21 protein-coding genes are annotated in these 26,912 nt (G+C 64.4%); 13 read left to right on the top strand and 8 right to left on the bottom strand.

Annotated features, from left to right (window positions below; genetic code table 11):
• Positions 1-77 precede the first annotated feature (77 nt).
• On the bottom strand, positions 78-1,373 hold the full coding sequence (locus F3J44_RS09065) for an FAD-binding oxidoreductase (protein WP_167271804.1): 1,296 nt from the start codon (positions 1,371-1,373) through the stop codon (positions 78-80).
• 195 nt (positions 1,374-1,568) lie between these two features.
• Between F3J44_RS09065 and F3J44_RS09060 the strand changes: the two genes are divergently transcribed.
• Positions 1,569-1,922: a YkgJ family cysteine cluster protein gene (locus tag F3J44_RS09060; protein WP_167271803.1), complete on the top strand. Its 354-nt coding sequence runs from the start codon at positions 1,569-1,571 to the stop codon at positions 1,920-1,922.
• 2 nt (positions 1,923-1,924) lie between these two features.
• On the opposite strand, the gene dadR is transcribed toward F3J44_RS09060, so the two are convergent.
• Positions 1,925-2,413, bottom strand: a complete 489-nt coding sequence (dadR, locus tag F3J44_RS09055; protein WP_003258963.1) for a transcriptional regulator DadR — start codon at positions 2,411-2,413, stop codon at positions 1,925-1,927.
• 154 nt (positions 2,414-2,567) lie between these two features.
• Between dadR and dadA the strand changes: the two genes are divergently transcribed.
• The 6 genes from dadA (at position 2,568) to F3J44_RS09025 (ending at position 9,437) form a co-directional block, all read left to right on the top strand.
• Positions 2,568-3,872: a D-amino acid dehydrogenase gene (gene dadA / locus F3J44_RS09050; protein ID WP_167066111.1), complete on the top strand. Its 1,305-nt coding sequence runs from the start codon at positions 2,568-2,570 to the stop codon at positions 3,870-3,872.
• 130 nt (positions 3,873-4,002) lie between these two features.
• Entirely contained in the window at positions 4,003-5,076 is a 1,074-nt protein-coding gene (gene alr, locus F3J44_RS09045; protein WP_167271802.1) for an alanine racemase, read from the top strand.
• Positions 5,077-5,185: 109 nt separating this feature from the next.
• The gene (locus tag F3J44_RS09040; RefSeq protein ID WP_167066106.1) at positions 5,186-5,734 is read left to right on the top strand and encodes a cupin domain-containing protein; all 549 of its coding nucleotides are present in this window, start codon (positions 5,186-5,188) and stop codon (positions 5,732-5,734) included.
• Between the two features lie 136 nt (positions 5,735-5,870).
• Positions 5,871-6,293, top strand: a complete 423-nt coding sequence (locus tag F3J44_RS09035) for a c-type cytochrome (protein ID WP_205299772.1) — start codon at positions 5,871-5,873, stop codon at positions 6,291-6,293.
• A gap of 238 nt (positions 6,294-6,531) precedes the next feature.
• Positions 6,532-7,425, top strand: a complete 894-nt coding sequence (locus F3J44_RS09030; protein ID WP_167271800.1) for an RHS repeat-associated core domain-containing protein — start codon at positions 6,532-6,534, stop codon at positions 7,423-7,425.
• A 155-nt stretch (positions 7,426-7,580) separates the two neighbouring features.
• The gene (locus F3J44_RS09025; protein ID WP_167271798.1) at positions 7,581-9,437 is read left to right on the top strand and encodes an acetyl-CoA hydrolase/transferase family protein; all 1,857 of its coding nucleotides are present in this window, start codon (positions 7,581-7,583) and stop codon (positions 9,435-9,437) included.
• Between the two features lie 116 nt (positions 9,438-9,553).
• On the opposite strand, the gene F3J44_RS09020 is transcribed toward F3J44_RS09025, so the two are convergent.
• A complete protein-coding gene (locus F3J44_RS09020) occupies positions 9,554-10,126 on the bottom strand; it encodes a xanthine phosphoribosyltransferase (protein WP_003253535.1) in 573 nt (190 codons plus the stop codon).
• A 65-nt stretch (positions 10,127-10,191) separates the two neighbouring features.
• The gene (gene rep, locus F3J44_RS09015) at positions 10,192-12,201 is read right to left on the bottom strand and encodes a DNA helicase Rep (protein WP_167066097.1); all 2,010 of its coding nucleotides are present in this window, start codon (positions 12,199-12,201) and stop codon (positions 10,192-10,194) included.
• Between the two features lie 300 nt (positions 12,202-12,501).
• Here rep and F3J44_RS09010 point away from each other — a divergent pair, with 300 nt between their 5' ends.
• Positions 12,502-14,169 carry a bifunctional diguanylate cyclase/phosphodiesterase gene (locus F3J44_RS09010; RefSeq protein WP_167271796.1) on the top strand — a complete coding sequence of 556 codons (1,668 nt, stop codon included), beginning with the start codon at positions 12,502-12,504 and terminating at the stop codon, positions 14,167-14,169.
• Positions 14,170-14,234: 65 nt separating this feature from the next.
• On the opposite strand, the gene F3J44_RS09005 is transcribed toward F3J44_RS09010, so the two are convergent.
• The gene (locus F3J44_RS09005) at positions 14,235-15,617 is read right to left on the bottom strand and encodes a NorM family multidrug efflux MATE transporter (RefSeq protein ID WP_167271794.1); all 1,383 of its coding nucleotides are present in this window, start codon (positions 15,615-15,617) and stop codon (positions 14,235-14,237) included.
• Positions 15,618-15,773: 156 nt separating this feature from the next.
• On the opposite strand from F3J44_RS09005, the gene F3J44_RS09000 reads away from it, so the two are divergent.
• Both F3J44_RS09000 and F3J44_RS08995 read left to right on the top strand, forming a co-directional pair.
• Positions 15,774-16,700 (top strand): LysR substrate-binding domain-containing protein, encoded by a 927-nt coding sequence (locus tag F3J44_RS09000; RefSeq protein WP_167271792.1) that lies wholly within the window; start codon positions 15,774-15,776, stop codon positions 16,698-16,700.
• A 263-nt stretch (positions 16,701-16,963) separates the two neighbouring features.
• A complete protein-coding gene (locus F3J44_RS08995; RefSeq protein ID WP_167066086.1) occupies positions 16,964-18,862 on the top strand; it encodes a methyl-accepting chemotaxis protein in 1,899 nt (632 codons plus the stop codon).
• A gap of 100 nt (positions 18,863-18,962) precedes the next feature.
• On the opposite strand, the gene F3J44_RS08990 is transcribed toward F3J44_RS08995, so the two are convergent.
• Entirely contained in the window at positions 18,963-20,348 is a 1,386-nt protein-coding gene (locus F3J44_RS08990) for a VOC family protein (protein WP_167271790.1), read from the bottom strand.
• Positions 20,349-20,515: 167 nt separating this feature from the next.
• The gene (locus F3J44_RS08985; protein WP_167271788.1) at positions 20,516-21,406 is read right to left on the bottom strand and encodes a LysR family transcriptional regulator; all 891 of its coding nucleotides are present in this window, start codon (positions 21,404-21,406) and stop codon (positions 20,516-20,518) included.
• Between the two features lie 136 nt (positions 21,407-21,542).
• Between F3J44_RS08985 and F3J44_RS08980 the strand changes: the two genes are divergently transcribed.
• Entirely contained in the window at positions 21,543-23,033 is a 1,491-nt protein-coding gene (locus tag F3J44_RS08980) for an aldehyde dehydrogenase family protein (protein WP_167271786.1), read from the top strand.
• A 160-nt stretch (positions 23,034-23,193) separates the two neighbouring features.
• A complete protein-coding gene (locus F3J44_RS08975; RefSeq protein ID WP_167271784.1) occupies positions 23,194-24,480 on the top strand; it encodes an FAD-binding oxidoreductase in 1,287 nt (428 codons plus the stop codon).
• A gap of 58 nt (positions 24,481-24,538) precedes the next feature.
• Here F3J44_RS08975 and F3J44_RS08970 read toward each other — a convergent pair whose 3' ends face one another.
• The gene (locus F3J44_RS08970; protein WP_167271782.1) at positions 24,539-25,966 is read right to left on the bottom strand and encodes a mechanosensitive ion channel family protein; all 1,428 of its coding nucleotides are present in this window, start codon (positions 25,964-25,966) and stop codon (positions 24,539-24,541) included.
• Positions 25,967-26,266: 300 nt separating this feature from the next.
• Between F3J44_RS08970 and ycaC the strand changes: the two genes are divergently transcribed.
• On the top strand, positions 26,267-26,896 hold the full coding sequence (ycaC, locus tag F3J44_RS08965; RefSeq protein WP_167066070.1) for an isochorismate family cysteine hydrolase YcaC: 630 nt from the start codon (positions 26,267-26,269) through the stop codon (positions 26,894-26,896).
• Positions 26,897-26,912: the final 16 nt, after the last annotated feature.

The raw sequence follows: 26,912 nt of genomic DNA, 5'->3' as shown, positions 1-26,912 counted from the left end.
GCGAACACCGGCAAAGCCGGTGCCAGCCAGCGCGGTAGGGCACCGGCTTCGCCGGTGTTCGCGGGGCAAGCCCGCTCCTACAAGACCAGCTCTTTGAGCTGGTGCCAAAGCATCCCCAGCGCCAGGATGGGCGAGCGCAAGTGCTTGCCACCCGGGAAGGTGATATGCGGCACCTTGGCGAACAGGTCGAAGCGCCCGCTTTCCTGGCCACTGATCGCTTCACCCAGCAAGCGCGCGGCCAGGTGCGTGGCGTTCAGGCCATGCCCGGCATAGGCCTGGGCGTAATAGACATTCGGCTGGCTGGCCAGGCGGCCCACCTGGGGCAGGCGGTTGGCGCCGATGCCGATCATGCCGCCCCATTGGTAATCGATGCGCACATCCGCCAGCTGCGGGAATACCTTGAGCATCTTCGGCCGCATGTAGCCGGCAATGTCCTTCGGGTCGCGGCCAGAGTAATGGCAGGCGCCACCGAACAGCAGGCGGTGGTCGGCGGACAGGCGATAGTAGTCCAGCGCCACGCGCTGGTCGCACACCGCCATGTTCTGCGGCAGCAACTGGCGGGCGCGTGCTTCGCCCAATGGCTCGGTGGCGATGATGTAGCTGCCGGCCGGCAGCACCTTGCCGCCCAGCTCTGGGTTGAGGTCGTTGAGGTAGGCGTTGCAGCACAGCACCAGGTTCTTGGCACGTACCCGGCCCTGGGCGGTGTGCACCTGCACCTCGGCGCCGTAGTCGATGCGGGTGACCTCGGACTGCTCGAACAGCTGCACGCCCAGGCGGCTGGCCACGGCCGCTTCGCCCAGGGCCAGGTTGAGCGGGTGCAGGTGCCCCGAGCCCATGTCGACCAGCCCGCCGACATAGCGGTCGGAGCCGACCACGCTATGGATGTCGTCCTTGCCGACCAGGCGCAGTTCATGGCGATAGCCCAGGCTGCGCAGCGCCTCGGCTTCCTCGGCGAAGCCTTCCAGCTCGCCGGGTTTGTTGGCCAGGTCGCTGTAGCCCCAGGTCAGGTCGCAGGCGATGGCATGCTTTTCGATGCGCTCGCGAACGATCTGTACGGCCTCCAGGCCCATCAGCTTGAGGCTACGCACCCCCTGCTCACCGATCACCGGCAGGAACTGCTCCAGGCCATGGCCAACGCCGCGAATCAGCTGGCCACCATTGCGCCCGCTGGCACCCCAGCCGAGCTTGCGTGCTTCCAGCAGGATCACCGAGAAGCCGCGTTCGGCCAGTTCGATGGCGGTGTTCAGGCCTGAGTAGCCGCCGCCGACGATGCACACATCGGCGCGGTGCTCGCCCTGCAGGAAGGAATGGTCCGGGTGTGGCGCGCTGCTGGCGGCGTAGTAGGAGGCGGCGTGCTGCGCGCTGTGGATCATGAAGGGCGGCCCTTGAACGTGGAGGGAGGCGCGAGGATAAGCCGAGCCATCGAGGTGGGGCAACCAGCGAGGGCTGCGCCCTCGTTCGCGGGCAAGCCCGCTCCCACAGGTTGGCCAAAGGGCTCGAACCTGTGGGCGCGGGCTTGCCCGCGAATGGGCCTATAATCCAGCCAATTTCTCAGCCCTGTAACCGTCATGTCCTGCAACCGCCACAAGATCCACTTCCTGCGCGAACTCATCCCGTCCTTCGAGTGCGTACCCGGCTGCCACGACTGCTGCGGCCCAGTCACCACCTCGGCGGAAGAAATGGCCTGCCTGCCGCGCAAAACCCAGGCCGAGCAGGACGCAGCGCTGCAGCGCCTGGACTGCGTGCACCTGGGCCCCAACGGCTGCACGGTGTATGAAGAGCGCCCGATGATCTGCCGCCTGTTCGGCACCACCCCGCGCATGGCCTGCCCACGCGGGCGTGGCCCCGACCCGATGATCGAGCCCGAGGCCGAGCAACTGGTCCACCAGTTCATCGCCAGCACCCGCCAGGTGCTGGTCTAGCCTCAGTCCGGAATCGGCAGGCAAAGGCTTTCCTTCACCTCTTCCATCACGATGTAGCTCTTCGACTCGCGCACGTGCGGCAGCTTCAGCAGGATGTCGCCCAGCAGCTTGCGGTACGAGGCCATCTCGGAAATGCGCGCCTTCACCAGGTAGTCGAAGTCGCCCGACACCAGGTGGCATTCCAGCACATGGGGCAGCTTGAGCACCGCGCGGCGGAACTCCTCGAAGGTGTCGCCCGACTTGTAGTCCAGGCTGATTTCCACGAACACCAGCAGGCTGCCCTTCAGGTGCTGCGGGTTGAGCCGGGCGTTGTAGCCCATGATGATGCCCTCGCGCTCCAGGCGGCGCACGCGCTCGGTGCAAGGGGTGGTGGAAAGCCCAACTTTCTCGCCCAGTTCGGTGAAGGAAATACGCCCGTCATTCTGCAGAATCCGCAGGATGTTGCGGTCGATCTTGTCCAGTTCACGCTTGCTCTGGTGCTGGGTTCTCATAGGGGATGCCCCTCCGTGAAAGGCGATTTTGCCGAGAATTCTCGCCAATATTAGGCTTTTATATAGTGAATTGCACTGGGCTTAGCTTCTTATACTGCGCGCATCCATGCCATATCAACAAAATCAGCGGTGCGCCGCGTGCGAGGGATCAACGATGCGAGTATTGGTACTTGGTAGCGGGGTAATCGGTACCGCCAGTGCCTATTACCTGGCCCGGCAAGGCTTCGAAGTGACCGTGGTCGACCGCCAACCGGCCGTGGCCCTGGAAACCAGCTTCGCCAATGCCGGCCAGATCTCGCCCGGCTATGCCTCGCCCTGGGCTGCCCCGGGTGTGCCGCTCAAAGCCATCAAGTGGTTGCTGGAGCGCCACGCGCCCCTGGCCATCAAGCTCACTGGCGATGTCGACCAGTACCTGTGGATGGCGCAGATGCTGCGCAACTGCACCGCCAGCCGCTACGCGGTGAACAAGGAGCGCATGGTGCGCCTGTCCGAGTACAGCCGCGACTGCCTCGACGAGCTGCGCGCCGAAACCGGCATCGCCTATGAAAACCGCAGCCTGGGCACCACCCAGCTGTTCCGCACCCAGGCCCAGGTGGACGCCGCGGCCAAGGACATCGCCGTGCTCGAACAGTCCGGCGTGCCTTACGAGCTGCTCGACCGCGACGGCATCGCCCGGGTCGAACCGGCGCTGGCCGGTGTGAAAGGCATCCTTGCCGGCGCCCTGCGCCTGCCCAACGACCAGACCGGCGACTGCCAGCTGTTCACCACCAAGCTGGCCGACATGGCGGTGAAGCTGGGTGTTGAGTTCCGCTTCGGCCAGGACATTCAGCGCCTGGACTTCGCCGGTGACCGCATCAACGGTGTATGGATCGACGGCAAGCTGGAAACCGCCGACCGCTACGTGCTGGCGCTGGGCAGTTATTCGCCGCAGCTGCTCAAGCCGCTGGGCATCAAGGCGCCGGTGTACCCGCTCAAGGGCTACTCGCTGACCGTGCCGATCACCAACGCCGACATGGCCCCGACCTCGACCATTCTCGATGAAACCTACAAGGTCGCGATCACCCGTTTCGACAACCGCATCCGGGTGGGCGGCATGGCGGAAATCGCCGGTTTCGACCTGTCGTTGAACCCGCGTCGACGTGAAACGCTGGAGATGATCGTCAACGACCTTTATCCTCGCGGCGGCGACCTGAGCCAAGCCAGTTTCTGGACCGGCCTGCGCCCGGCGACCCCGGACGGCACGCCGATCGTGGGCGCCACCGCGTTCCGCAACCTGTTCCTCAATACCGGCCACGGCACGCTGGGTTGGACCATGGCTTGCGGCTCCGGGCGCCTGCTGGCCGACCTGATTGCGCGCAAGAAGCCGCAGATCAGCGCCGAAGGCCTGGACATCTCGCGCTACGGCAATAGCCCGAAAGTGGCCGAGCACGGTCGGACCGAGCCTGCCCACCAGCAGTGAGGTTGCTTGTGCCGGCCTCTTCGCGGGGCAAGCCCGCGCCTACAGGGACCGTGTGGCTCCTTGTAGGCGCGGGCTTGCCCCGCGAAGAACCCAACACCGTTTTCAACCCGTACACCATAAGGCAGCCGCCATGCGTCCCGCCCGCGCCCTGATCGACTTGCAAGCCCTTCGCCACAACTACCGCCTGGCCCGTGAACTGTCCGCTGCCAAGGCCCTCGCCGTGGTCAAGGCCGACGCCTACGGCCACGGCGCCGTGCGCTGCGCCCTGGCCCTGGAACCCGAAGCCGATGGCTTTGCCGTGGCCTGCATCGAGGAGGCGCTGGAACTGCGCGCCGCCGGCATCAAGGCCCCGGTGCTGCTGCTGGAAGGCTTCTTCGAGGCCAGCGAGCTGGCGCTGATCGCCGAGCACGACCTGTGGTGCGTGGTGCACTCGCTGTGGCAGCTCGAAGCGATCGAGCAAACCCGGGTACACAAGCCATTGACCGTCTGGCTCAAGCTCGACAGCGGCATGCACCGCGTCGGCGTGCACCCCAAGGACTACCACGAGGCTTACCAGCGCCTGCTGGCTACCGGCAGGGTGTCGCGCATCGTGCTGATGAGCCACTTCGCCCGCGCTGACGAGCCGGACGCCGAGACTACCGAGCAGCAGATCGCTGTGTTCAACGCGGCCCGTGAAGGCCTGGTGGCCGAGTGCAGCCTGCGCAACTCGCCCGGCGTGCTGGCCTGGCCGCAAGCACCAAGCGACTGGGTGCGCCCCGGCATCATGCTGTACGGCGCCACGCCTTTCGAGGCCGAACAGCCCCTGGCTGCGCGCCTGCAGCCGGTGATGACCCTGCAATCGCGCGTCATCAGCGTGCGTGAACTGCCCGCGGGCGAGCCGGTGGGCTACGGCGCCAAATTCATCAGCCCACGCCCGACCCGGGTCGGCGTGGTCGCCATGGGCTATGCCGACGGCTACCCGCGCCATGCGCCCACCGGCACACCGGTGATGGTCGCCGGCAAGCGCAGCCAATTGATCGGCCGGGTGTCGATGGACATGCTCTGCATCGACCTCACCGATGTGCCCGAAGCCACTGTCGGCAGCCCGGTGGAGCTGTGGGGCAAGCAGGTACTGGCCAGCGACGTGGCCCAGCAGGCCGGCACCATTCCTTACCAGATCTTCTGCAACCTGAGGCGCGTGCCGCTGGACTATTACGGCGAATAAGGCGCCGAAGCGGTCAGCGTGAGGGCGGTGTGTTGTAAATACTGAACGGCATTGCCATGATATCGTTCACATTCACCCCGCCATCACACCGTTTCAGGAGGCGCAAGCTTTGGACGTCGGCGAACGACTGCAAGCTATCCGCAAGCTCAAGGGCCTGTCCCAGCGGGAACTCGCCAAGCGCGCTGGGGTGACCAACAGCACCATCTCGATGATCGAGAAGAACAGCGTCAGCCCCTCGATCAGCTCGCTGCGCAAGGTGCTCAGCGGCATTCCCATGTCCATGGTCGAATTCTTCTCGGTCGAACTCGAACCCGAGAGCCCCACGCAGATCGTCTACAAGGCCCACGAGCTGATCGACATCTCCGACGGTGCGGTGACCATGAAGCTGGTGGGCAAGTCGCACCCCAACCGCGCCATTGCCTTCCTCACCGAGGTGTACCCGCCGGGCGCCGACACCGGTGCTGAAATGCTCACCCACGATGGCGAAGAAACCGGCATCCTGCTCGAAGGGCGCCTGGAGTTGGTGGTGGGCAACGAGTTGTTCATCCTCGAAGCGGGCGACAGCTACTACTTCGAAAGCACCCGCCCGCACCGTTTCCGCAACCCGTTCGATGCGCCTGCGCGCCTGATCAGTGCGGCCACCCCCTCGAATTTTTGATCCAGCGCAGTGCATTGATTCGCTAATACCCCTTTCCGGAGTAGGGTCGTTTCACGCGCTCAGGGTTCCCGCTATACTTTTCAACGCTCGCAGAACCGTGGCCGCGGGCGTGATTAGCCACCATGAGGGTGTTCGCGTGAACCAAATCAAGAAGATGCTGGCCGTACCAGCAGCCGTACTCGCCCTATGGGCAATGAGCGCAAGCGCAGCGACCAATGATGAACTCGCCAAGCGCCTTGAACCCGTGGGCCAGGTGTGCGTGCAGGGCCAGGAATGCAAGGGCATGGAAGTGGCCGCCGCAGCCGGCGGCGGCGGTGCGAAAACGCCCGATGACGTGATCGCCAAGCACTGCAACGCCTGCCATGGCACCGGCTTGCTGGGCGCGCCGAAGATTGGCGATACCGCGGCCTGGAAGAAACGTGCCGATGAACAAGGTGGCGTGGACGGGATTCTGGCCAAGGCCATTACCGGTGTGAACGCCATGCCGCCCAAGGGCACCTGCGCCGATTGCTCGGATGATGACCTCAAAGGGGCCATCAAGAAGATGTCTGGGCTGTAAATTACAGATCAATCACATGAAGCCCGCCTTATTTGGCGGGCTTTGTTTTTATGTGGCTCAGTCGGCCCCGGTCATCTATCGACCTAGGCCAATGCTTGCCCCAGTAGCCCAAGGGCCCATCAAAAGGTCCCACCTATGCGTTTGGGTGGGGTGGCGAGGTCCGTCATTTTTACCAGTTTCATTTTTCTTCCTGCTCAGGAACACTCAAACCGCTGCTTAGATGAGTAGGAGGTAGGCTATGAAACCGGCAGAAGGCGGCGACCATTGCCCAGCGCATACTGCAATCAATCGGGCACAGGCGCAACGTCCGGTCCCGGGTAGGGCACTGGACTGTTTTGGCTATTCAGCCTACGGCTATGACACAACAAGGCAAACCCTGCTCGGTTTCAATGGCAGCCGACCGGATAGGGTGACGAGATGTTATTTATTAGGTAATGGCCGTCGAGCATTCAGCCCTTCACTGATGCGTTTCACCAGTTCCGACCGCATGAGCCCGTTTGCAGCGGGGGGGTTAAACTCATATGCCTACTGTCTGGGCGACCCGGTTAACCGGCGGGACCCCAGCGGCAGCGTTCCGGTGTTTGAGTCTATGAGGAAATCGTTCAGGCGCCATTTTACAGCGCGCCCTGTTGCATCTGCGTCTTCGCCGAGAGTACGAAAGCTGCCGGATCGCATTTATTCGGAGCGAAATTACTATAAACATGAATATAAAGGCGTTGAAGATGTCATGAATGTCGTTGGTTCATCCGATAAAGTTCCGCGTGGTTATCAATTAGTTGGGCTTCATGGAACAAGATCGGAAGAAAGCGTTAGAAGTTTGGAAGCCGGGTTGAATGTCGAATTCTCCGGCGCTGGACTGATGGGGCGCGGGCTTTACTTTACACAATCCGTTGAGCTGGCCAAGCATTTTGCAGGCCCTGATGGGACTGTGGTAGGGGTATATACAAAAGGCCTCTCTCGATTGGTTGAAGGTAGCGACTATTCATTTTTTCGCAAAGATGTAATGGTCGTTTACCCCAAGGCCTATGACAAATTTATAGTGCGCCGAGACATCATTCTGCCAATGCGTTTCAGTGCCGAATACATAAGGCAACCCTCTAACGAACTCTATGCGGGCAGGGAGTGGTTCTAGGTTTTTCACGGTGCTTTGAAGCCTCCGTTTAGGTATTCGTGAGCGTATGGCGCGGCGTGTAGGCGCGGGCTTGCCCCGCGAAAGGGCCGGCCCAGGCAACCAACCCGCTTGAGCTCTGTCCAATCCCTGACCCCAAGGATGACTCAGGAGGCCCCATGCACCTCTGCTCCATCGACCACGCCGTCGAGCAGGTTCTCGCCCGCCTGCCAGCCCACATCCACATGGGCCTGCCCCTGGGCCTGGGCAAACCCAACGCCTTCGTCAACGCACTGTATGCCCGCGTGCGTGAGTTGCCCGAGCGCCGGCTGACCCTCTACACCGCCCTGTCCCTGGGCCGCCCACCCCTGGGCGACGGCCTGCAACGGCGCTTTCTCGAACCCTTCGTCGAGCGCATTTTCGCCGACTACGAAGAACTCACCTACCTCGCCGACCTGCGCCACGACCGCCTGCCGCCGAACATTCGCGTCGAGCAGTTCTTCATGCAGCCCGGCAGCCTGCTGAGCAGCGAAACCGCCCAGCAGGACTACATCAGCAGCAACTACAGCCACGCCGCCCGCGACATCAACGCCAAGGGCCTGAACCTGATCGCCCAGCTGGTGGCCGCCACCCCGGAAAAGCCGGTGCACCTGAGCCTGGCCTGCAACCCCGACATCACCCTCGACCTGCAGCCGATGATCGCCAAGCGCCGTGCGGCGGGTGAAACCATCCTCATGCTCGGCCAGGTGCACGCCGAACTGCCCTACATGCCCGGCGATGCCGAGCTGCCGATCGATGCCTTCGACCTGCTGATCGACCAGGCCGAGCAGCGCCGGCTGTTCTCCACGCCGAACATGCCGGTAACCACCCAGGACCACTGCATCGGCCTGCATGCCAGCTCACTGGTTCGCGATGGCGGCACCTTGCAGATCGGCATCGGTGCCATGGGCGATGCGCTGGCGGCGGCGTTGCTGGCGCGCCAGGGTGACAACCCAGGCTACCGCGCCCTGCTCGACGAATTGGATGTCGGCCCCTGGCAGGCACTGATCGACCGCGAGGGTGGCCTGGGTGCATTCGCCCAGGGCCTGTATGGCTGCAGCGAGATGTTCGTCAACGGCCTGCTGGCGCTGGCCGATGCCGGCGTGGTGAGGCGCCCGGCGGACGAGCAGGGGGTGCTGGTACACGGCGGTTTCTTCCTCGGCCCACGGGCGTTCTACCAGCGCTTGCGGGAAATGCCGCTGGAGCAGCGCGCCCGGTTCGCCATGACCCGCATCAGCTACATCAACGAGCTGTACGGCGAGGAAGACCTCAAGCGCCGCCAGCGCCGCGATGCGCGCTTCGTCAACACCGTGTTCGGCATGACCCTGCTCGGTGCCGGGGTGGCCGACCAGCTGGAAGATGGGCGGGTGCTCAGTGGCGTGGGTGGGCAGTACAACTTCGTCGCCCAGGGCCATGCACTGGAAGGCGGGCGTTCGATTCTGCTGCTGCGCAGCTGGCGCGAGGCGGGCGGGGAGGTGACCTCGAACCTGTTCTGGAACTATGGCCATTGCACGATTCCACGGCACCTGCGCGATATCGTGGTGACCGAGTACGGCATCGCTGACTTGCGTGGGCAAACCGACAGCGAGGTGATCGCACGCTTGCTGGCGGTGAGCGATTCGCGGTTCCAGGGTGAGTTGATGGCGCAGGCCAAGCGCGCAGGCAAGCTGGCCAAGGATTTCGAGCTGGATCCGCGTTTTTCAGGCAACACCCCGCAACGGTTGGAAGCGGTCAGGGCACGGCATGCGAGGCTGTTCCCGGAGTATCCGATGGGCACCGATTTCACAGTTGAGGAGCGGGACTTGCTGCGGGCGCTGAATTGGCTGAAGAGCAAGTTCAAGCTGAGCGAGGTGCTGGAGCTGGGCAAGGCCGCGCTGGAGGCGCCGGGGCCACAGGGGTATGAGGCGCACCTGGTGCGCATGCAGCTCGACAAGCCGCAGGGGTTGAAACAGGAGCTTTACCAGCGGTTGTTGCTGGCGGGGTTGGCGGCTACCTGAAGAAGGCCGGGGCTGCTTTGCAGCCCATCGCGACCTGCGGTCGCTCCTACCGGGCGCGATCCGTCTGTAGGAGCGACCGCAGGTCGCGATGGGCCGCAAAGCGGCCCCAAGGGCAATCACTCGATGAAGCTGACCACACCACCTTCCAGCGACTTCACCCGGGCCAGCGATTCAACGCGGTAGCCCTGGCTGTCCAGCTCGGCGCGGCCGCCCTGGAACGACTTCTCGATCACGATGCCCAGGCCCGCCACGGTGGCGCCGGCCTGCTTGATGATCGAGATCAGCGCCTGCGACGCCTTGCCGTTGGCCAGGAAGTCGTCGATCACCAGCACGCGGTCGCTGCTGTTGAGGTGGCGCGGCGAGATCGCCACGGTGTTCTCGGTTTGCTTGGTGAAGGAGTACACCGAGGCCGTCAGCAGGTTCTCGGTCAGGGTCAGCGACTGGTGCTTGCGTGCGAAGATCACCGGTACGCCCAGCTTCAGGCCGGTCATCACCGCCGGGGCGATGCCGGAGGCTTCAATGGTGACGATCTTGGTCACGCCGGCATCGGCGAACAGGCGGGCGAACTCGTCACCGATCAGCTGCATCAGCGCCGGGTCGATCTGGTGGTTGAGAAACGCGTCGACTTTGAGAACCTGGTCGGAAAGCACGATGCCTTCTTCGCGAATCTTCTGATGCAGTGCTTCCACTGTGGTATTCCTCGATGTAACAAAGGTGGCCGCTGAAAGCGGCAGATTTAAAGGATAAGGGTTGATCAGCGTTTGAGCATTGCCCGGATGTCGGCCAGGGCGTTGTTGCCACGTGCGGCCTTCACCTCGACCGGCGCATCGTCCAGGCCTTCCCAGGCCAGGTCGTCGGGCGGCAGTTCGTCGAGGAAACGGCTGGGCGTGCAGTCGATGATTTCACCGTACTGCTTGCGCTTGGCTGCGAAGGTGAAGGCCAGGGTCTGGCGGGCGCGGGTGATGCCCACGTAGGCCAGGCGGCGCTCTTCTTCGATGGTGTCGGCCTCGATGCTGGAACGGTGGGGGAGGATTTCCTCCTCCATGCCCATGATGAACACGTAAGGGAATTCCAGGCCCTTGGAGGCATGCAGGGTCATCATCTGCACGCCCTCGGCGTTCTCTTCCTCTTCCTGCTGGCGTTCGAGCATGTCGCGCAGCACCAGCTTGCCGATGGCGTCCTCGATGGTCATGTCGCCCTCTTCGTCCTTTTCGAGGGTGTTCTTCAGCGCCTCGACCAGGAACCAGACGTTGCTGATACGGAACTCGGCAGCCTTGTCGCTGGCGGTTTGCTGGCGAATCCAGTTCTCGTAGTCGATGTCGCGGATCATCTCGTGCAGCGCGGCAATCGGGTCTTCCAGGGCGACCTTGTGGCGTACCCCGTCCAGCCAGTGCTTGAAGCGCTGCAGGCGCTCGGTGTAGCGGGCGTCCAGGTGCTCGCCCAGGCCCAACTCCTCGCTGGCGGCATACATCGAGATCTTGCGCTCGGTGGCGTAGTTGCCCAGCTTTTCCAGGGTGGTGGAACCGATTTCCCGGCGCGGCACGTTGATCACCCGCAGGTAGGCGTTGTCGTCGTCCGGGTTCACCAGCAGGCGCAGGTAGGCCATCAGGTCCTTGACCTCCTGGCGGCCGAAGAAGCTGTTGCCACCGGACAGGCGATACGGCACCTGGTGGTGCTGCAGCTTCAGCTCGATCAGCTTGGCCTGGTAGTTGCCACGGTAGAGGATGGCGAAGTCGCTGTACGGGCGGTTGGTGCGCAGGTGCAGGGTGAGGATTTCCATGGCCACCCGTTCGGCCTCGGCTTCCTCGTTCTTGCAGCGGATCACGCGGATTTCGTCACCCACGCCCATCTCGCTCCACAGCTCTTTCTCGAAGGCATGCGGGTTGTTGGCGATCAGCACGTTGGCGCAGCGCAGGATGCGGCTGGTGGAGCGGTAGTTCTGTTCGAGCATGACGATCTTCAGGGAGGGGTAGTCCTCCTTGAGCAGCATCAGGTTCTCTGGGCGCGCGCCCCGCCAGGCGTAGATCGACTGGTCGTCGTCGCCCACCACGGTGAACTGGTTGCGCATGCCGATCAGCATCTTCACCAGCAGGTACTGGCTGGCGTTGGTGTCCTGGTATTCGTCCACCAACAGGTAGCGCACACGGTTCTGCCAGCGTTCGAGCACGTCGGGGTGTTCCTGGAACAGCTTGACCGGCAGCAGGATCAGGTCGTCGAAGTCCACCGCGTTGAACGCCTTGAGCGTGCGCTGGTAGTGGGTGTAGACGATGGCGGCGGTCTGCTCGCGTGGGTTGCGGGCGTTTTCCAGGGCTTCGGCGGGCAGGATCAGGTCGTTCTTCCAGGCACCGATCATGTTCTTGATCTCGTCGATGCCGTCGTCGCCGGAATATTCCTTCTGCATGATGTCCGACAGCAACGCCTTGATGTCGGACTCGTCGAAGATCGAGAAGCCCGGCTTGTAGCCCAGGCGCTCGTGCTCCTTGCGGATGATGTTCAGGCCCAGGTTGTGGAAGGTACACACCGTCAGGCCGCGGCCTTCCCCCGGGCGCAGCAGGGTGGCGACCCGTTCCTTCATCTCGCGGGCAGCCTTGTTGGTGAAGGTCATCGCCACGATGTACTGGGCACGGATGCCGCAGTTCTGGATGAGGTGGGCAATCTTGCGCGTAATCACGCTGGTCTTGCCCGAACCTGCACCGGCGAGCACCAATAGAGGGCCGCCGACGTAGTCACGGGCTTCCTGTTGCCGGGGATTGAGTCGGGACATGCTAGAAACCGGGGGTCGCCAGAAAATAGCCGCGCATTCTAACAGGCATGGGGCGTTTGTGGCGTGACCGTCTGACGTTTGAGTCAGACTTTCTCTTGCGGTCCATAGCATGAATCAAACTAATGGTATTCACCGAAAAAAACCTAATTGCTGCTTTAGCGCGTTTCCCTCAGGATGCACGTCAAATTGCGACGGGAGGCGCTGCAGGCAAAGGATATGTCTAAAAGTGAAAATCATTTTCATTTATGCAGTAGCATATCGTGCGCCCAACGTATTACGCCCAAGCCTTAAGGAGCCCGCTTGTCCACGCCTGCCGAACCTCTGCGTTTGCTGCTGTTGGCCGATGAGCCGGAGTGGGCCGCCTTATTGCGCGAGCGCCTCAAGCCCCTGGGCGACGCCGCGGTATTGCTGACCGCGCCGAACTGGGCGGCGGTCGACAGCCTGTTCAGCCACGACCGCCAGGCCGTGGTGCTGGCCACGCCAGCGTTGCAACCGGCTGCGGGGCGCTGTGAACTGCCGACCATCCTGTTGCTGGACCACGAACCTGCGGCCACCCCCACAGGCGTCAGCGACTGGCTGGTACGCGGCCAGCTCACCAGTGATGCGCTGCGCCGTTCGCTGCGCCATGTGCGTGAGCGCGGGGTGCTGGTGGCGACTTTGCAGCGCCTGGCCGAGCAGGACCCGCTCACTGGCATCGCCAACCGCCAGGGCTTCCAGGCCCTGCTCACCGCGCGCCTGGCGGAAAACGACGGTCGCGGCCTGGCCCTGGGCCATCTCGACCTCGACAACTTCCGCCACGTCAACGACGCCCTTGGCCACCAAGGCGGCGACCGGCTGATTCTGCAGGTGGTGTCGCGGCTCAAGAAAGAGCTCGAAGCCAGCGACCAGCTGGCGCGCCTGGGTAGCGATGAGTTCGCCCTGCTGATCGACACCCGCCGCGACCCCAACCGCGCCGAGTGGATCGCCGAACGCATCGTCGAGGCCCTGGCCGAGCCCTACTGGATCGACGGCGAAAGCCTGCTGCTGGGCTGCAGCCTGGGCATCGCCCATGCCCGTACCCAGGGCGGCGCCGACCCGTTGATGTGGCACGCGCACATTGCCATGCGCCAGGCCAAGGGCGTGCAGGGGTGCACGTTCCATGTGTTCAACGAGCGTATCAACCGCAACGCGCGCAGCCTGGCCGACCTGGAAAGCGAGCTGCGCCGCGCCCTGCGCCGCGATGAGCTGGAGCTGCATTACCAGCCGCGGCTGAACCTGGCCGACGGCCGCATCGTCGGCCTGGAAGCGCTGGTGCGCTGGCGCCACGCCGAGCGCGGGCTGCTGCCGCCCAGCGAGTTCGTGCCGCTGGCAGAGCAGAGCGGGTTGATCGTGCCGCTGGGCTACTGGGTGATCTCCCGCGCCCTGCGCGACATGCAGGCCCTGCGCGAGCGCGGGCTGGCGCCGCTGCACATGGCGGTGAACCTGAGCTTCCGCCAATTCCAGGACAGCCAGCTGCTGGCAACCCTGAGCCGCCTGATCATCGAGCACGGGGTGGACGCCCGTTGGCTGGAGTTCGAGCTCACCGAAACCGCAGTGATGCGCCGTAACGAGCTGGTGCGCCAGACCATGGACGCCCTGGGCCGGCTGGGGGTGCGCTTCTCGCTGGACGACTTCGGCACCGGCTTCTCGTCGTTCGTGCACCTGAACAGCCTGCCGATTACCTTGCTCAAGGTCGACCGCAGCTTCGTCGCTGAAATGGAGATGCGCGAGGAGAACCGCAAGCTGGTGCATGCGATGATCAACCTGGCGCACAACCTCAACCTGGAAGTCGTAGCCGAAGGGGTTGAAACCCCCGAGCAGATGGCCTTGCTGCGCGAGTTCGGCTGTGATCAGGTGCAAGGGTTCCTGGTCAGCAAGCCGCTGCCGGTGGGGGAGTTGATCGAATACCTGGTGCAGGCCTCAGACCTGGAGCTGGCGGCAGCCCTCTAGGACCCATTCGCGGGGCAAGCCCGCTCTTGGTAGGAGCGGGCTTGCCCCGCGAAAGGGCCCTCATGTCAGGCCGAAACCGCCACCCCAACCCCGGCCTTCACCATCAACCGCTTCATCCGCCACTCGAACCCCAAGGTCAACGCCACCGCTGCACAGGCCAGCCCCAACGCCAGCCCCCACCAGATCCCCACCGCGCCACCACCAAGGTTGAAGGCGAACAGCCAGGCGCTCGGCGCCCCCACCAGCCAATAGCAGCACAGCCCGATCAGGAAGGTGGTCTTGGCGTCCTTCAGCCCACGGATCGAGCCCATGGCGATGGTCTGCATGCCGTCGAACAGCTCGAACCAGGCCGCCACCATCAGCAGTTGCACGGCCAGTTGATAGATCGCCGCAAAGCCTGGGTCGCTACGGTCGATGAAAACACCCACCAATGCCTCGGGCAGCAGCCAGAACAATGCCGCGAAGCCGAACATGATCATCGCCCCGAAGCCGATCCCCACGCGCCCGGCGCTGCGCGCCGCAAGCAGGTTGCCGCCGCCGTAGTACAGCCCCACGCGCATGGTTACCGCATAGGACAGCCCGGTCGGCACCATGAACGCGGTGGACACGATCTGCAGGGCGATCTGGTGCGCCGCAAGCTCCGTGCTGCCCAGCACGCCCATGCACAGCGCGGCAAAGGCGAACAGCCCCACTTCCACCATGTAGGTGCCGCCAATCGGCAGCCCCAGCCGCCACAACTCGCGCAGCGCCGCCAGCGACGGGCGCGACAGGCCCTTGCGCAGTGGGTAGTCGGCATAGGCCGGGTGCCAGCGAATGTACAGCGCCAGGGCGATGGCCATGCCCATCGACACCACCGCCGTCACCAGGCCAATGCCCATCAGGCCCAGCTTGGGCAGGCCGAACATGCCCTCGATCAGGGCCACGTTGAACAGGTAGTTGAGCACCGTGCCCACCAGGCTGATGACCATGACCGGGGTGGAGCGGCCCAGGGCGCTGGTAAAACCACGCAGGGCCATGAAGGTCAGGTAGCCGGGCAGGGCCAGTGGTAGCAGGGTCAGGAACTCGCTGGCCGCGTCGACGTTGGCCGGCTGCTGGCCGAACAGCAATAGCACCGGCTTGAGGTTCCACAGTGCCAATGCCGCCAGCAACGCCAGGCCCCAGGCCAGCCACAAGCCGTTCTGCGCCAGGCGCGTGGCGCCTTCGATGTCTTTGGCGCCCTTGCGAATCGCCACCAGGGTGCCGACTGCGGCGATCACGCCCAGGCAGAAGATCGACACGAACGAATAGCTCGCCGCCCCCAAGCCACCGCCGGCCAGGGCCTGGGGGCTGATGCGGGCCATCATCAGGGTGTCGGTCAGCACCATCAGCATGTGCGCCAACTGCGAGGCGATCAGCGGCCCGGCCAGGCGCAGCAAAGCCTTGAGTTCAGTGGTGGGCGCAACGTGCATGGGTGAAATCCTTCTTCCTGGGCCTGTGGGCGAGGGACGATTCTGAGGCTTCGGTCAGCTTTGCACAAAAGGATAAAAGCGATGCATGGCATGAGTTAAAGTCATGCGCGTATGATTTCTCCCATGTTCGTCGCGCCCAAACATGGCAGGTGCCTCATGTCCCGTCAGATGCCCCCGTTGTATGCGCTGCGCGCATTCGAAGCCGCGGCTCGGCTGAGTTCGTTCACCCGTGCCGGGGTAGAGCTGTCGATTACCCAGAGTGCCGTCAGCCGGCATATTCGCACCTTGGAAGAGCACTTCGCCTGCCGCTTGTTCGTGCGCAGCGGTCGCAACCTGCAATTGACCGAGGCAGCGCGGGTGCTGCTGCCCGGCGTGCGCGAAGGTTTCGCCGCGCTGGAGCGGGCCTGCGATACCTTGCGTGGGGAAGATGACATTTTGCGCATGAAAGCCCCCTCGACCCTGACCATGCGCTGGCTACTGGCACGCTTGAGCCATTTCCGGCACTTGCAGCCGGGCAACGAGGTGCAGCTGACCAGTGCCTGGATGGATGTCGACCATGTCGACTTCAACCAGGAACCGTTCGACTGCGCGGTGTTGCTCAGTGATGGGGTATTTCCCGCCGACTGGGAAGTGCGCCGGCTGTTTTCCGAGCTGCTGATTCCCGTGGGCGCGCCCGATCTGCTGGAGCAGGGGCCTTGGGACGAGCGTCGGCTGTCCGGTATCGAGTTGCTGCACCCCACGCCAGACAAGCGTGACTGGCGCGAATGGCTGGAACGCATGGGCCTGAGCGACAAGGTATCGCTCAAGGGAGGGCAGGTGTTCGACACCCTGGAGCTGGGCATGATCGCGGCGGCGCGGGGGTACGGCATCTCGATGGGCGACTTGCTGATGGTGGCCGAGGATGTGGCCCAGCGGCGTTTGAGCCTGCCGTGGCCAACGGCGGTGCCCAGCGGGATGGACTACTACCTGGTGTGGCCTCGGACCCGGCCCGGTGGCGAGCGGTTACGGCGCTTGAGCGTGTTCTTGCAGGAAGAGGCGGCGGCGGTGGCGTTGCCAGCTGTGGATATCCTGCCGGCTATTTGATCGCCTGTGCCGGCCCTTTCGCGGGGCAAGCCCGCTCCTACAAGGTTTTGCGCCCTCCTTGTAGGAGCGGGCTTGCCCCGCGAAAGGGCCGGCACAGACAAAAGAAAACGTTTGCCAATACCCCTACCCGATACTCAAGTATTCAAAACCGACGCCGATCTACTGGTACCAGCGTCCCGGAAGAGGACGCGCTTTCCCGTCGATTATCAGCAGGCGGTCAGCGTGATCAGGATCGATCCCAGCCTCTTGCCAGGAGCCTTTTCATGTCTCAACCGCGTGCCCGAATCGCCTCCCAGCTCGGTGTCGCCCTCGCCATCGTGCTGGCCTTGGTGATTTCCGGCAGTACCCTGTTCGCCCTGCGCGCGCTGGACGACGCCAACCTTGCCACCCGCCAGGCGCACCTGGCCAGCGAAGCTCGGCTGCTGGCCGACCAGCTCGACACCTTCCATGGTTCGCTCAAGGAAAACACCCAACGCCTCAGCGGCCTGTTCGAGCGCCGCTTTGCCGCAGGCCTGGCGCTGCGCCCGGGTGAGACGGTAGAGGTTGCAGGCCAGGCTACGCCTGCGCTGTACCAGGGCGATCAGCTGCTCAACAACGACTTCCAGGTGGTCGACGAATTTCAGCAGATGACCGCCGGCATCGCGACCCTGTTCGTGCGCAGCGGCGATGACTTCGTGCGCATCAGCACCAACCTGAAGAAGCAGGACGGCAGCCGCGCCATCGGCACCCTGCTCGACCGCAAGCACCCGGCCTACACCAAGCTGCTGGCTGGGCAGATGTACGTTGGCCGCGCGGTGCTGTTCGAGCGCAACTACATGACCCGCTACGTGCCGGTCAGCGACAGCAGCGGCCGGGTGATCGCCGTGCTGTTCGTCGGCTTCGACTACACCGATGCGCAGAATGCCCAGTTCGCCAACCTCAAGCGCTTTCGCATCGGCGAAACCGGTTCCCTGGCCATTCGCGACGAGCAGGGCCAGTGGCTGGTGCCCCCGGCCAATGCCGACCAGGACCTGTTCAGTGCCAGCGCACCTTTCGCCGAAGGCCCCTGGACCGTGGTCGCCAGCATGCCCAAAGCGGAAATCCGCGAGGTGACCTGGAGCGTTGGCCTGCGCCTGGCCATTGGCAGCCTGCTGGCGATGCTGCTGGCCGTGGCCGCCACCCTGTGGCTGCTGCGCCGCAGGCTGCGCCCGCTGGACGACCTGGTTCGCCAGGCCGAAGCCCTCGGCGCAGGCGATCTCAGTGCACGCCTGAACGTCACCAGCCATGACGAGATCGGCCAGTTGGCGCGCAGTTTCAACCGCATGGGCGATGCCTTGTCGACCATGGTCGAGCACATCCGTAGCGCCTCCGAACAGGTCAGCAGCCGTGCCCGGTCGCTCTCGGGGTTGTCCACCGGGGCGTGCGAGGGCATGGACCAGCAGTCAGGTGAGATCACCAGCATGGCCGGCGCCGTGGAAGAGTTCAGCGCCACGTCCATGAACATCGCCGACAACATGGCCGGCACCGAGCGCATGGCCCGCGACAACGCCCAGCAAACCCGCATCGGCCGTAGCGCCATGGACGAGGCGTCCAGCTCGCTGAAACAGATTGCCGAAGCCCTCGGTGGCACCGCCACGGTGATGGACAGCCTGGGCGCACGCTCGCAGGAGATCGGCGGCATCATCAGCGTGATCACGTCGATTGCCGAGCAAACCAACCTGCTGGCGCTCAACGCAGCCATCGAGGCCGCCCGTGCCGGCGAGCAGGGCCGCGGTTTTGCCGTGGTGGCCGACGAAGTGCGTGGGTTGGCGGCCCGTACCCGCCAGGCCACCGATGAAATTTCCGGGATGATTACCAGCATCCAGCAGCAGACCGGGCATGCCATCACCACCCTGGAGCAGGGTAACCAGTTGATGCAGCAGGGGCTGGAGCGTAATGACAAGGTGGCCCAGGCGCTGGCGCGGATCGATGAACAAAGCCGCACGGCGGGTGAGCAGTTTGCCGTGATCAGCACGGCGACCCAGGAGCAGAGCAGCACCGCGACGGTGCTCAGCCGCAACCTGCAGAGCATTGCCCAGGCCAACAGCGAGCAGCGGGATGTGGCCAATGAACTGGCCTTTACCGCTCGTGAGCTGGAAGGGTTGGCGGCGCAGTTGCGCGAGGAAGTGGGGCGCTTCCGCTGACACCGTACGGGGCCGCGTTGCGGCCCATTCGCGACCTGCGGTCGCTCCTACCGGGGCGTGCAATCCCTGGTAGGAGCGACCGCAGGTCGCGATCGGGGCCCTACATTGAACTCAGGCCCAACGCCTGGGCACACGCCTGCAACGAGCGCTGCTCACTCTGCGCATACAGCGCCAACTCATCCTGCACCTGCAGCCCCAGCGCCGCCTCGAACGCCTCGCGGTTGGCATTGCTGCCATAGTCGGCCTGGCCTTCATCGCCGAGGTTGGACTGGAAAATCCCCGCAGCGCTCACGGGCAGGAAGTCCTCGTACACCAGCGTTTCGAAGTGCACATGGCCAGCCTCGATCAGCCCCTGCAGCGTGGTCGGGCGGTCAGCCTGGCCACGCGCCGCCAGGCCCTTGTCGGTCGCGAAATAGCGGAAATACGCCAGGCCCTGCTCACGCATCTGCGCCAGGTCATCCGGGAACTGGGCGAAGGTTTCCTGCAACAGCGCCCTGTAGCGCTCGGCATTGGCCTCGGCCGGCACGCCCCCCAGGGCGGCGCGGGTGGCATCGAGCAGCTTGTCGTACAGCAGGCGGCCCTTGGGCGTCAGTGCCGCGCCACGTTGTTCGATTTCGCCGAAGCGAGCCGTGTGGCTGCCTTGGTGGTCGCTGAAGGCCACCTTCTCCTGCAGTGCCTTGAAGCTGGTCTGGCGCAGCAGAATCGGGTGGCGACGGGTGGGCGGGCCTTCGACCACGGCCTTCGGCGGAATGCCCTTGGCCGGCATGCCCAGCTGGATGGCGTCGATGTCCAGGGTGCGTGGGGTCAGGTGGTTGATGTGCGGGCCCTTGAAGGCCACCACGTCGGCGATCAGGCGATGCTGGTCGTGCAGCTGCTGGTACTGCTCGGCGGTGACCGTTGCCTCCTGGTGCCAGCGGAAGGTGTGCAGCGCTTCTTGCACGAATTCGTTGGCATCGGCGGCGCTCAAGCCGCCATCGCGTTCGCATTGGGCAATCAGCTCCAGGGCGCGGCGGGTGAAGATCTGGCGCTTGGCGAGGATGCCCTGGGCCATGGCGCGCAGTTGCGGGTTGTCGATCAGTTCCAGGCGCAGCAGCGAGGTGAACACACGGAACGGGCTGACGTGCAGCGATTGCTCGTGCACGGCGCGAAAGGCCGTGGAATGCACCGGCACGCCGGCTGAGCTGAGGTCGTAGTAGCCCACCGGCTGCATGCCCATGACCGCGAACAGGCGGGCGATGGTCGCCAGCTCCTCGGCGCTGCCAACGCGGATGGCGCCGTGGCGCTCCTGGTCCAGGCGCTCGACCTCGCCGGTCCAGCGCAGGGCCTGCGCCACCTGAGGCTGTTCGGCCATCACCTGCTGGTTGATTTCGCTCACCAGCTCCAGCAGCGTGCCATACAGCGGCACTTCCTGTTTGTACATGAGCGACATGGCGGCAGAGAACTGCGCGCGGATGCTGTCGGGGCTGACGAAATCGTGGGCGGGCATCGCAAGCTTCCTGGTTGGGTTCGGACACTTACATGAAAGCTGGGAATGCACTTGGCTCACAAGCGAAAAAAAGTGCGCCAGTCATTCCATTTTTGATCGACCTTGAGTGCCTCTTCGCGGGGCAAGCCCGCGCCTTGTAGGAGCGGGCTTGCCCCGCGAATGGGCCCTCAAGCCGGAAGCTGTTCGCGAATCCACTCCACCAACGCCCTGACCTTCGGCACCTCCGCCGCATGCTCGGCAAACGCCAGGTAATGCTTCCCGGCACTTTTCATCGCATGGTCCCAGGCAATCACCAGACTGCCCTCGGCCAACTCCTTCGCCACCAGGTAGCGAGGCACCAAGGCCACCCCACAGCCGGCCTGCGCTGCACTGAGCGCCATATAGAACGTGTCGAATCGCGGCCCATGGTAGGCACTGACACTGTGCAACCCCAGCTCCAGAAACCATTCATGCCAGGCCTCCGGCCGCGACGTGCTTTGCAGCAGCACCCGTTGGGCCAACGCCTCGGCACTGTCCGGCTCACCCCCGGCCAGCAACTCCGGGGCACACACCGGCACCACTTCCTCGCCGAACAGCTCGATGCAGGTTGCCCCCGGCCAGGTGCCCTGCCCATAGAAGAACACCGCATCCGCCGAGCCTTGCAGCAGGGCGAACGGCTCCATCTCGTTGCGGATATCCAGGTGGATATTGGGGTGGCGCTTGCCGAAGCCCTTGAGGTGCGGAATCAGCCAGCGCACGCCAAAACTCGGTTGAGTGGCTACCTTCAATATCTCGGTCTGCTCGCCGTAGGTCAGCACGTAGCGGCTGGACATGTCGACCTGGGTGAGGATCTTGTTGACCTCGGCCAGGTACAGGCTGCCGGCCGGGGTCAGTTGCAGGCGCCGGCGGATGCGCAGGAACAGGTGGTGGCGCAGCATGTCTTCAAGCTGCGCCACCTGCTTGCTGACCGCGCTTTGCGTCAGGTGCAGTTCTTCGGCGGCACGGGTAAAGCTCAGGTGACGGGCTGCGGCCTCGAAGCACTGCAGCGCGGTCATGGAAGGCACCAGGCGTTTGGACATAGCGGTCTCTGTGGCTCGGATCATTACCTGACGGAATGATATGCGGAATAAAGGTCGTTTGTTGCACCGGTGTGATCGGATTAATACTGATCCACATCATTTTTCCACCCCATCACCCGATGTAGGAGAAGCACAAATGGTTGCTGGATTGCTCGAGCGCCTTGGCGTTGCCGCCGAGGCTTACACCCAGGGCGACTACCCTGTTCACACGCCGATCGACGGCAGCCAGATCGCCTCGGTGAAACTGCTCGGCAAGGCCGAGACAACCGCCCGCATCGACCAGGCCCAGCGCGCCTTCGAAGCCTGGCGCAGCGTGCCGGCCCCGCGCCGTGGCGAACTGGTGCGCCTGTTTGGCGAAGTGCTGCGTGCGCACAAGGCCGACCTTGGCGAACTGGTGTCCATCGAAGCCGGCAAGATCACCCAGGAAGGCTTGGGCGAAGTGCAGGAAATGATCGACATCTGCGACTTCGCCGTTGGCCTGTCGCGCCAGCTGTACGGCCTGACCATTGCCTCCGAACGCCCCGGCCACCACATGCGCGAAACCTGGCACCCGCTGGGCGTGGTCGGCGTGATCAGCGCCTTCAACTTCCCGGTCGCCGTGTGGGCGTGGAACACCGCCCTGGCCCTGGTGGCCGGCAACGCCGTGGTGTGGAAACCGTCCGAGAAAACCCCACTGACTGCCCTGGCCTGCCAGGCGCTGTTCGAAAAAGCCCTGAACGCCTTCGGCGATGCCCCGGCGGGCCTGGCGCAACTGGTGATCGGTGGCCGTGAGGCCGGCGAAGCCCTGGTCGACGACCCGCGCGTGCCGCTGATCAGCGCCACCGGCAGCACCCGCATGGGCCGTGAAGTGGGCCCACGGGTAGCGGCCCGCTTTGGCCGCAGCATCCTGGAACTGGGCGGCAACAACGCCATGATCCTGGCCCCGAGCGCCGACCTGGACCTGGCCGTGCGCGGCATCCTGTTCTCGGCCGTAGGCACCGCCGGCCAGCGCTGCACCACCCTGCGCCGCCTGATCGTGCACCGCTCGATCAAGGACGAAGTGGTGGCCCGCGTCAAAGCCGCCTATGGCAAGGTGCGCATCGGCGACCCTCGCAAGGACAACCTGGTCGGCCCGTTGATCGACAAGCTGTCGTTCGACGCCATGCAAGGCGCACTGGCCAAGGCCCGCGACGAGGGTGGCCAGGTGTTCGGCGGTGAGCGCCAACTGGCCGAGCAGTACCCGAATGCCTACTACGTGTCGCCGGCCATTGCCGAGATGCCCGCCCAGAGCGATGTGGTGCGCCACGAGACGTTCGCGCCGATTCTGTACGTGCTGGCCTACGATGACTTCGAAGAGGCCCTGCGCCTGAACAACGAAGTGCCACAGGGCCTGTCCTCGTGCATCTTCACCACCGACATTCGCGAGGCCGAGCGCTTCCAGAGTGCTTCGGGCAGCGATTGCGGCATTGCCAACGTCAACATCGGCACCAGCGGTGCGGAGATCGGCGGGGCGTTTGGTGGCGAGAAGGAAACCGGCGGTGGGCGCGAGTCCGGGTCGGATGCCTGGAAGGGTTATATGCGCCGCCAGACCAATACCGTGAACTACTCGCGTGAGCTGCCGCTGGCCCAGGGTATCGTGTTCGATTGATGGAATGAGGCGGTATGGCCGGGGGCTTGCCCCCGGTTCGCGGGGCAAGCCCGCTCCTACAGGGATCGCGCAGGCAATGGAGATCTTTGTAGGAGCGGGCTTGTCCCGCGAAAGGGCTGCACAGCAGCCCCAACAAGAACAACACTGCTGGAGCCGGGCCATGTCCGAACTGCGTCAACAATGCTTGTGGGAACACGTCAGCCAACCGACCGTCGCCACCCAGGCCCTGGCCGGTGAACACAAGGCCGATGTCTGCGTGATCGGCGGCGGCATCACCGGCCTGTCGGCGGCCATCCACCTGCTCGAACAGGGCAAGTCGGTGATCCTGCTGGAAGCCTGGACAATCGGCCATGGTGGCTCCGGGCGCAACGTCGGCCTGGTCAATGCCGGCACCTGGATCCGCCCCGATGACGTCGAGGCCACCCTCGGCCAGAAGCAGGGCAGCCGCCTGAACAAGGTGCTTGGTGAAGCCCCTGGCGAGGTGTTCGCACTGATCGACCGCCTGGGTATCGACTGCCAGGCCCGGCACCAGGGCACGCTGCACATGGCGCACAACGCCACCGGTATCGCCGACCTCGAAGCGCGCCACGAACAATGGCGTCGCCGCGGGGCTGATGTCGAGTTGCTGACTGGCGCCCAGTGCCAGGAATACTGCGGTACCGACAAGATTTCCGCCGCGCTGCTCGACCGCCGCGCCGGCACCATCAACCCGATGGGCTACACCCAGGGCCTGGCTGCTGCCGTGGCGGGCCTGGGCGGCAAGCTGTTCCAGCAATCCTCGGTCGAAGGCCTTGAGCGTGAGGGCGATGCCTGGCGGGTGAAGACCGCGCGGGGTTCGGTGCGCGCCGACAAGGTGGTGATTTCCACCGGTGCCTACACCGAAGGCGACTGGAGCAACCTGCAAAAGCAGTTCTTCCGCGGTTATTACTACCAGGTGGCTTCCAAGCCGCTGCACGGCGCCGCCGCCGACAAGGTGCTGCCACACGGGCAAGGCTCGTGGGACACCCGCACCGTGCTCAGCAGCATCCGCCGTGACGACCAGGGCCGCCTGCTGCTTGGCAGCCTTGGCCGGGTCGACAACAAGCCGGCCTGGTTCGTGCGCAGCTGGGCAGACCGGATTCAGGGGCACTACTACCCGCAGCTGGGCAAGGTCGAGTGGGAAATGCACTGGACGGGTTGCATCGACTTCACCCCTGACCACCTGATGCGTTTGTTCGAACCGGCGCCAGGGCTGGTGGCGGTCACCGGCTACAACGGGCGCGGCAATACCACCGGCACCGTGATTGGCCGGGCGTTTGCCGAGTTTCTGTTGAAGGGGGAGGCGGACAGCTTGCCGATTCCGTTCTCGCCGATGCGCGGGGTGAGTGCGCCTTCGTTGCGAACCGCGTTCTACGAGTCCGGGTTCTCGCTGTACCACGCGGGGCAATGCCTAAGAGTTGTGTTGTAGGCACCGGCCCCTTCGCGGTGTAGGAGCGGGCTTGCCCCGCGAAAGGGCCCGCCCAGGCTTACTTGTGCAACCAGCTCAAGAAGCCGCCCTTCTTGATCGAAACCGGCTTCTGCAACAACAGCGATTCCCGGCTCTGGCGCCGGAACCGCTGCAGCTTGCTCAACGCGGTCTGCACATCACCCCGCTGTTCCAGGCAGTTCTTCACCTGCGCCTTGTCGATTCGGTACAGCACGCAGCTGGTCAAGGTGCGGAACTCGGCCAGCGACGCCTCCTCGTCGATGATCCCCTCGATCCCCAGCACCTCGCCCGGCCCCATGCGCCCGGCCTCCAGCAGCCGGTCACCCTCACGTACCGACGCCGACACCACGCCGCTGCCAATCACCAGCAAATGCTCGGAATGCTCGCCCACGCCCAGAATCACCTGGTCGGCCAGGTACTCCACCGTCGTCATGCGCTGGCTCAGGGCATCGCGTTCCTCCTCGGTCAATGAGCGGAACACCCGCACTTCGTCCAGCACTTCACGCTGGCGCGTGCGCGGCGGCATCGCCAGGTCGACGTTCCACATCACACCGCTGGCCTCCAGGTGCCGGTGGGCCAGGTCGAACAGCTGGTTGCGCGCCTCGGTCTTGCCGGCCATGTCGGCAATGAAACCACTGGCCTCATATTCCACCGACTCCAGCGACGAGGCCTTCACCGTGACCTTGGGCTTGGGTGAGGCAAGGATTGCGCTGGTGCCCTGCAGGGCCTTCTCCAGCGCATCGAACACCCGCTTGGGCCTGACCTTGGCCGGCACTACCACGCTGATCGACACCCCGTTCACATCGGCTGGGCGGCTATGGTTGAGCAGCCGCGCCTTGGCCGCCACCGAGTTGGGGATCACCGCCAGGCTGCCGCTGCCGGTGAGCAGGCGGGTGGCGCGCCAGTCGATGTCCAGCACCTTGCCTTCGGTGCCGTCGATGGAGATCGAATCACCAATCTGGTAGGGCCGCGTGGTGTTCAGCACGATGCCGCTGAACACGTCGGCCAGGGTGCTTTGCAGCGCCAGGCCGATGACGATGGCCATTACCCCGGAAGTGGCCAGCAGGCCCTTCACCGGCAGCTGCATCACATAGCCAGCAGCGGCGACCACGGCAGCGAGGAAGATCAGCGCCCCCAGCACATCCTGCAGCAGGCGCCCGCCATGGCTGCCACGGGCGACCAGCAGCAGGCCGAACACCACCGTCACCGTGCGCGCGCCGAACAGCCACCAGCCAATCGCCAGCACCGTGGCCATGAGGTTGCGCGAAACGTCGTCCGGCCACGGCGGCGGTTGCAGCGGGCTCATGCCGGCGGCCACCAGCACTGAGCTGAACAGCAGGAAGATCACCAGCCGCGTGCCGATGCGCCAGGCACGGCGCTGTATTGGGATCAGCTGCCAGAGAACGAGGTCGAGCAGGAGCAGGGCGGTACCGAGCAGTAACGGGGATGACTGGATGAATGCCAGCATGGGCGTCTCGGGGGTGAGGGGAGGGCTGTGCGTAGTAATAGAGCAGGTTGGCCGGGCAGGCAATGGGCCTGTGCCGGCCTCTTCGCGGGGCAAGCCCGCGCCTACAGGCCGTGCACTGGCCGGGTAGGAGCGAGCAAAGCTCGCGATGCGCTGCACAGCAGCGCCAATCCATCGTTCCTAAAACAGAACGCTAAAGCCAAAAACCACTATCTACCGCTCCAAAGGTGATGGTTTTAATCTTCTCCCATCAACGCGAAACACCCAACTTACTGAAAATCAAAACCCTTAGGAGCTACCCAAATGACTAACTTCAAATACAACCGCCTGAACAAAGACGACGCCGCCGTACTGCTGGTCGACCACCAGGCTGGCCTGCTGTCCCTGGTGCGCGACATCGAGCCGGATGCCTTCAAGAACAACGTGCTGGCCCTGGCGGACCTGGCCAAGTTCTTCAACCTGCCGACCATCCTCACCACCAGCTTCGAGCAAGGCCCCAACGGCCCGCTGGTGCCGGAACTCAAGGAACTGTTCCCGGACGCGCCGTACATTGCCCGCCCAGGCCAGATCAACGCCTGGGACAACGAAGACTTCGTGAAAGCGGTGAAGGCCACCGGCAAGAAGCAGCTGATCATCGCTGGCGTGGTCACCGAAGTGTGCGTCGCCTTCCCCGCCCTGTCGGCCCTGGAGGAAGAGTTCGATGTGTTCGTGGTAACCGATGCTTCCGGCACCTTCAACGAAATGACCCGTGATGCCGCCCACGACCGCATGAGCCAGGCGGGCGCGCAACTGATGACCTGGTTCGGCGTGGCCTGCGAGCTGCACCGCGACTGGCGCAACGACATCGAAGGCCTGGCCGCGCTGTGCTCCAACCACATCCCGGACTACCGCAACCTGATGACCAGCTACAACGCCTTCAACGCCAACAAGTAAGCCTTGCGCCCGGGCA

Origin of the sequence: Pantoea sp. Tr-811, assembly GCF_011752535.1 — a bacterium.
Lineage (GTDB): Bacteria > Pseudomonadota > Gammaproteobacteria > Pseudomonadales > Pseudomonadaceae > Aquipseudomonas.
This window is presented reverse-complemented; position numbering and strand designations above follow the sequence as displayed.

Coding starts and splice junctions, on each gene's coding strand:
- F3J44_RS09065 (WP_167271804.1), bottom strand. CDS start 1,373: ATGATCCACAGCGCGCAGCACGCCGCCTCCTACTACGCCGCCAGCAGC.
- F3J44_RS09060 (WP_167271803.1), top strand. CDS start 1,569: ATGTCCTGCAACCGCCACAAGATCCACTTCCTGCGCGAACTCATCCCG.
- dadR (WP_003258963.1), bottom strand. CDS start 2,413: ATGAGAACCCAGCACCAGAGCAAGCGTGAACTGGACAAGATCGACCGC.
- dadA (WP_167066111.1), top strand. CDS start 2,568: ATGCGAGTATTGGTACTTGGTAGCGGGGTAATCGGTACCGCCAGTGCC.
- alr (WP_167271802.1), top strand. CDS start 4,003: ATGCGTCCCGCCCGCGCCCTGATCGACTTGCAAGCCCTTCGCCACAAC.
- F3J44_RS09030 (WP_167271800.1), top strand. CDS start 6,532: ATGAAACCGGCAGAAGGCGGCGACCATTGCCCAGCGCATACTGCAATC.
- F3J44_RS09025 (WP_167271798.1), top strand. CDS start 7,581: ATGCACCTCTGCTCCATCGACCACGCCGTCGAGCAGGTTCTCGCCCGC.
- rep (WP_167066097.1), bottom strand. CDS start 12,201: ATGTCCCGACTCAATCCCCGGCAACAGGAAGCCCGTGACTACGTCGGC.
- F3J44_RS09005 (WP_167271794.1), bottom strand. CDS start 15,617: ATGCACGTTGCGCCCACCACTGAACTCAAGGCTTTGCTGCGCCTGGCC.
- F3J44_RS09000 (WP_167271792.1), top strand. CDS start 15,774: ATGTCCCGTCAGATGCCCCCGTTGTATGCGCTGCGCGCATTCGAAGCC.
- F3J44_RS08995 (WP_167066086.1), top strand. CDS start 16,964: ATGTCTCAACCGCGTGCCCGAATCGCCTCCCAGCTCGGTGTCGCCCTC.
- F3J44_RS08990 (WP_167271790.1), bottom strand. CDS start 20,348: ATGCCCGCCCACGATTTCGTCAGCCCCGACAGCATCCGCGCGCAGTTC.
- F3J44_RS08985 (WP_167271788.1), bottom strand. CDS start 21,406: ATGTCCAAACGCCTGGTGCCTTCCATGACCGCGCTGCAGTGCTTCGAG.
- F3J44_RS08980 (WP_167271786.1), top strand. CDS start 21,543: ATGGTTGCTGGATTGCTCGAGCGCCTTGGCGTTGCCGCCGAGGCTTAC.
- F3J44_RS08975 (WP_167271784.1), top strand. CDS start 23,194: ATGTCCGAACTGCGTCAACAATGCTTGTGGGAACACGTCAGCCAACCG.
- F3J44_RS08970 (WP_167271782.1), bottom strand. CDS start 25,966: ATGCTGGCATTCATCCAGTCATCCCCGTTACTGCTCGGTACCGCCCTG.
- ycaC (WP_167066070.1), top strand. CDS start 26,267: ATGACTAACTTCAAATACAACCGCCTGAACAAAGACGACGCCGCCGTA.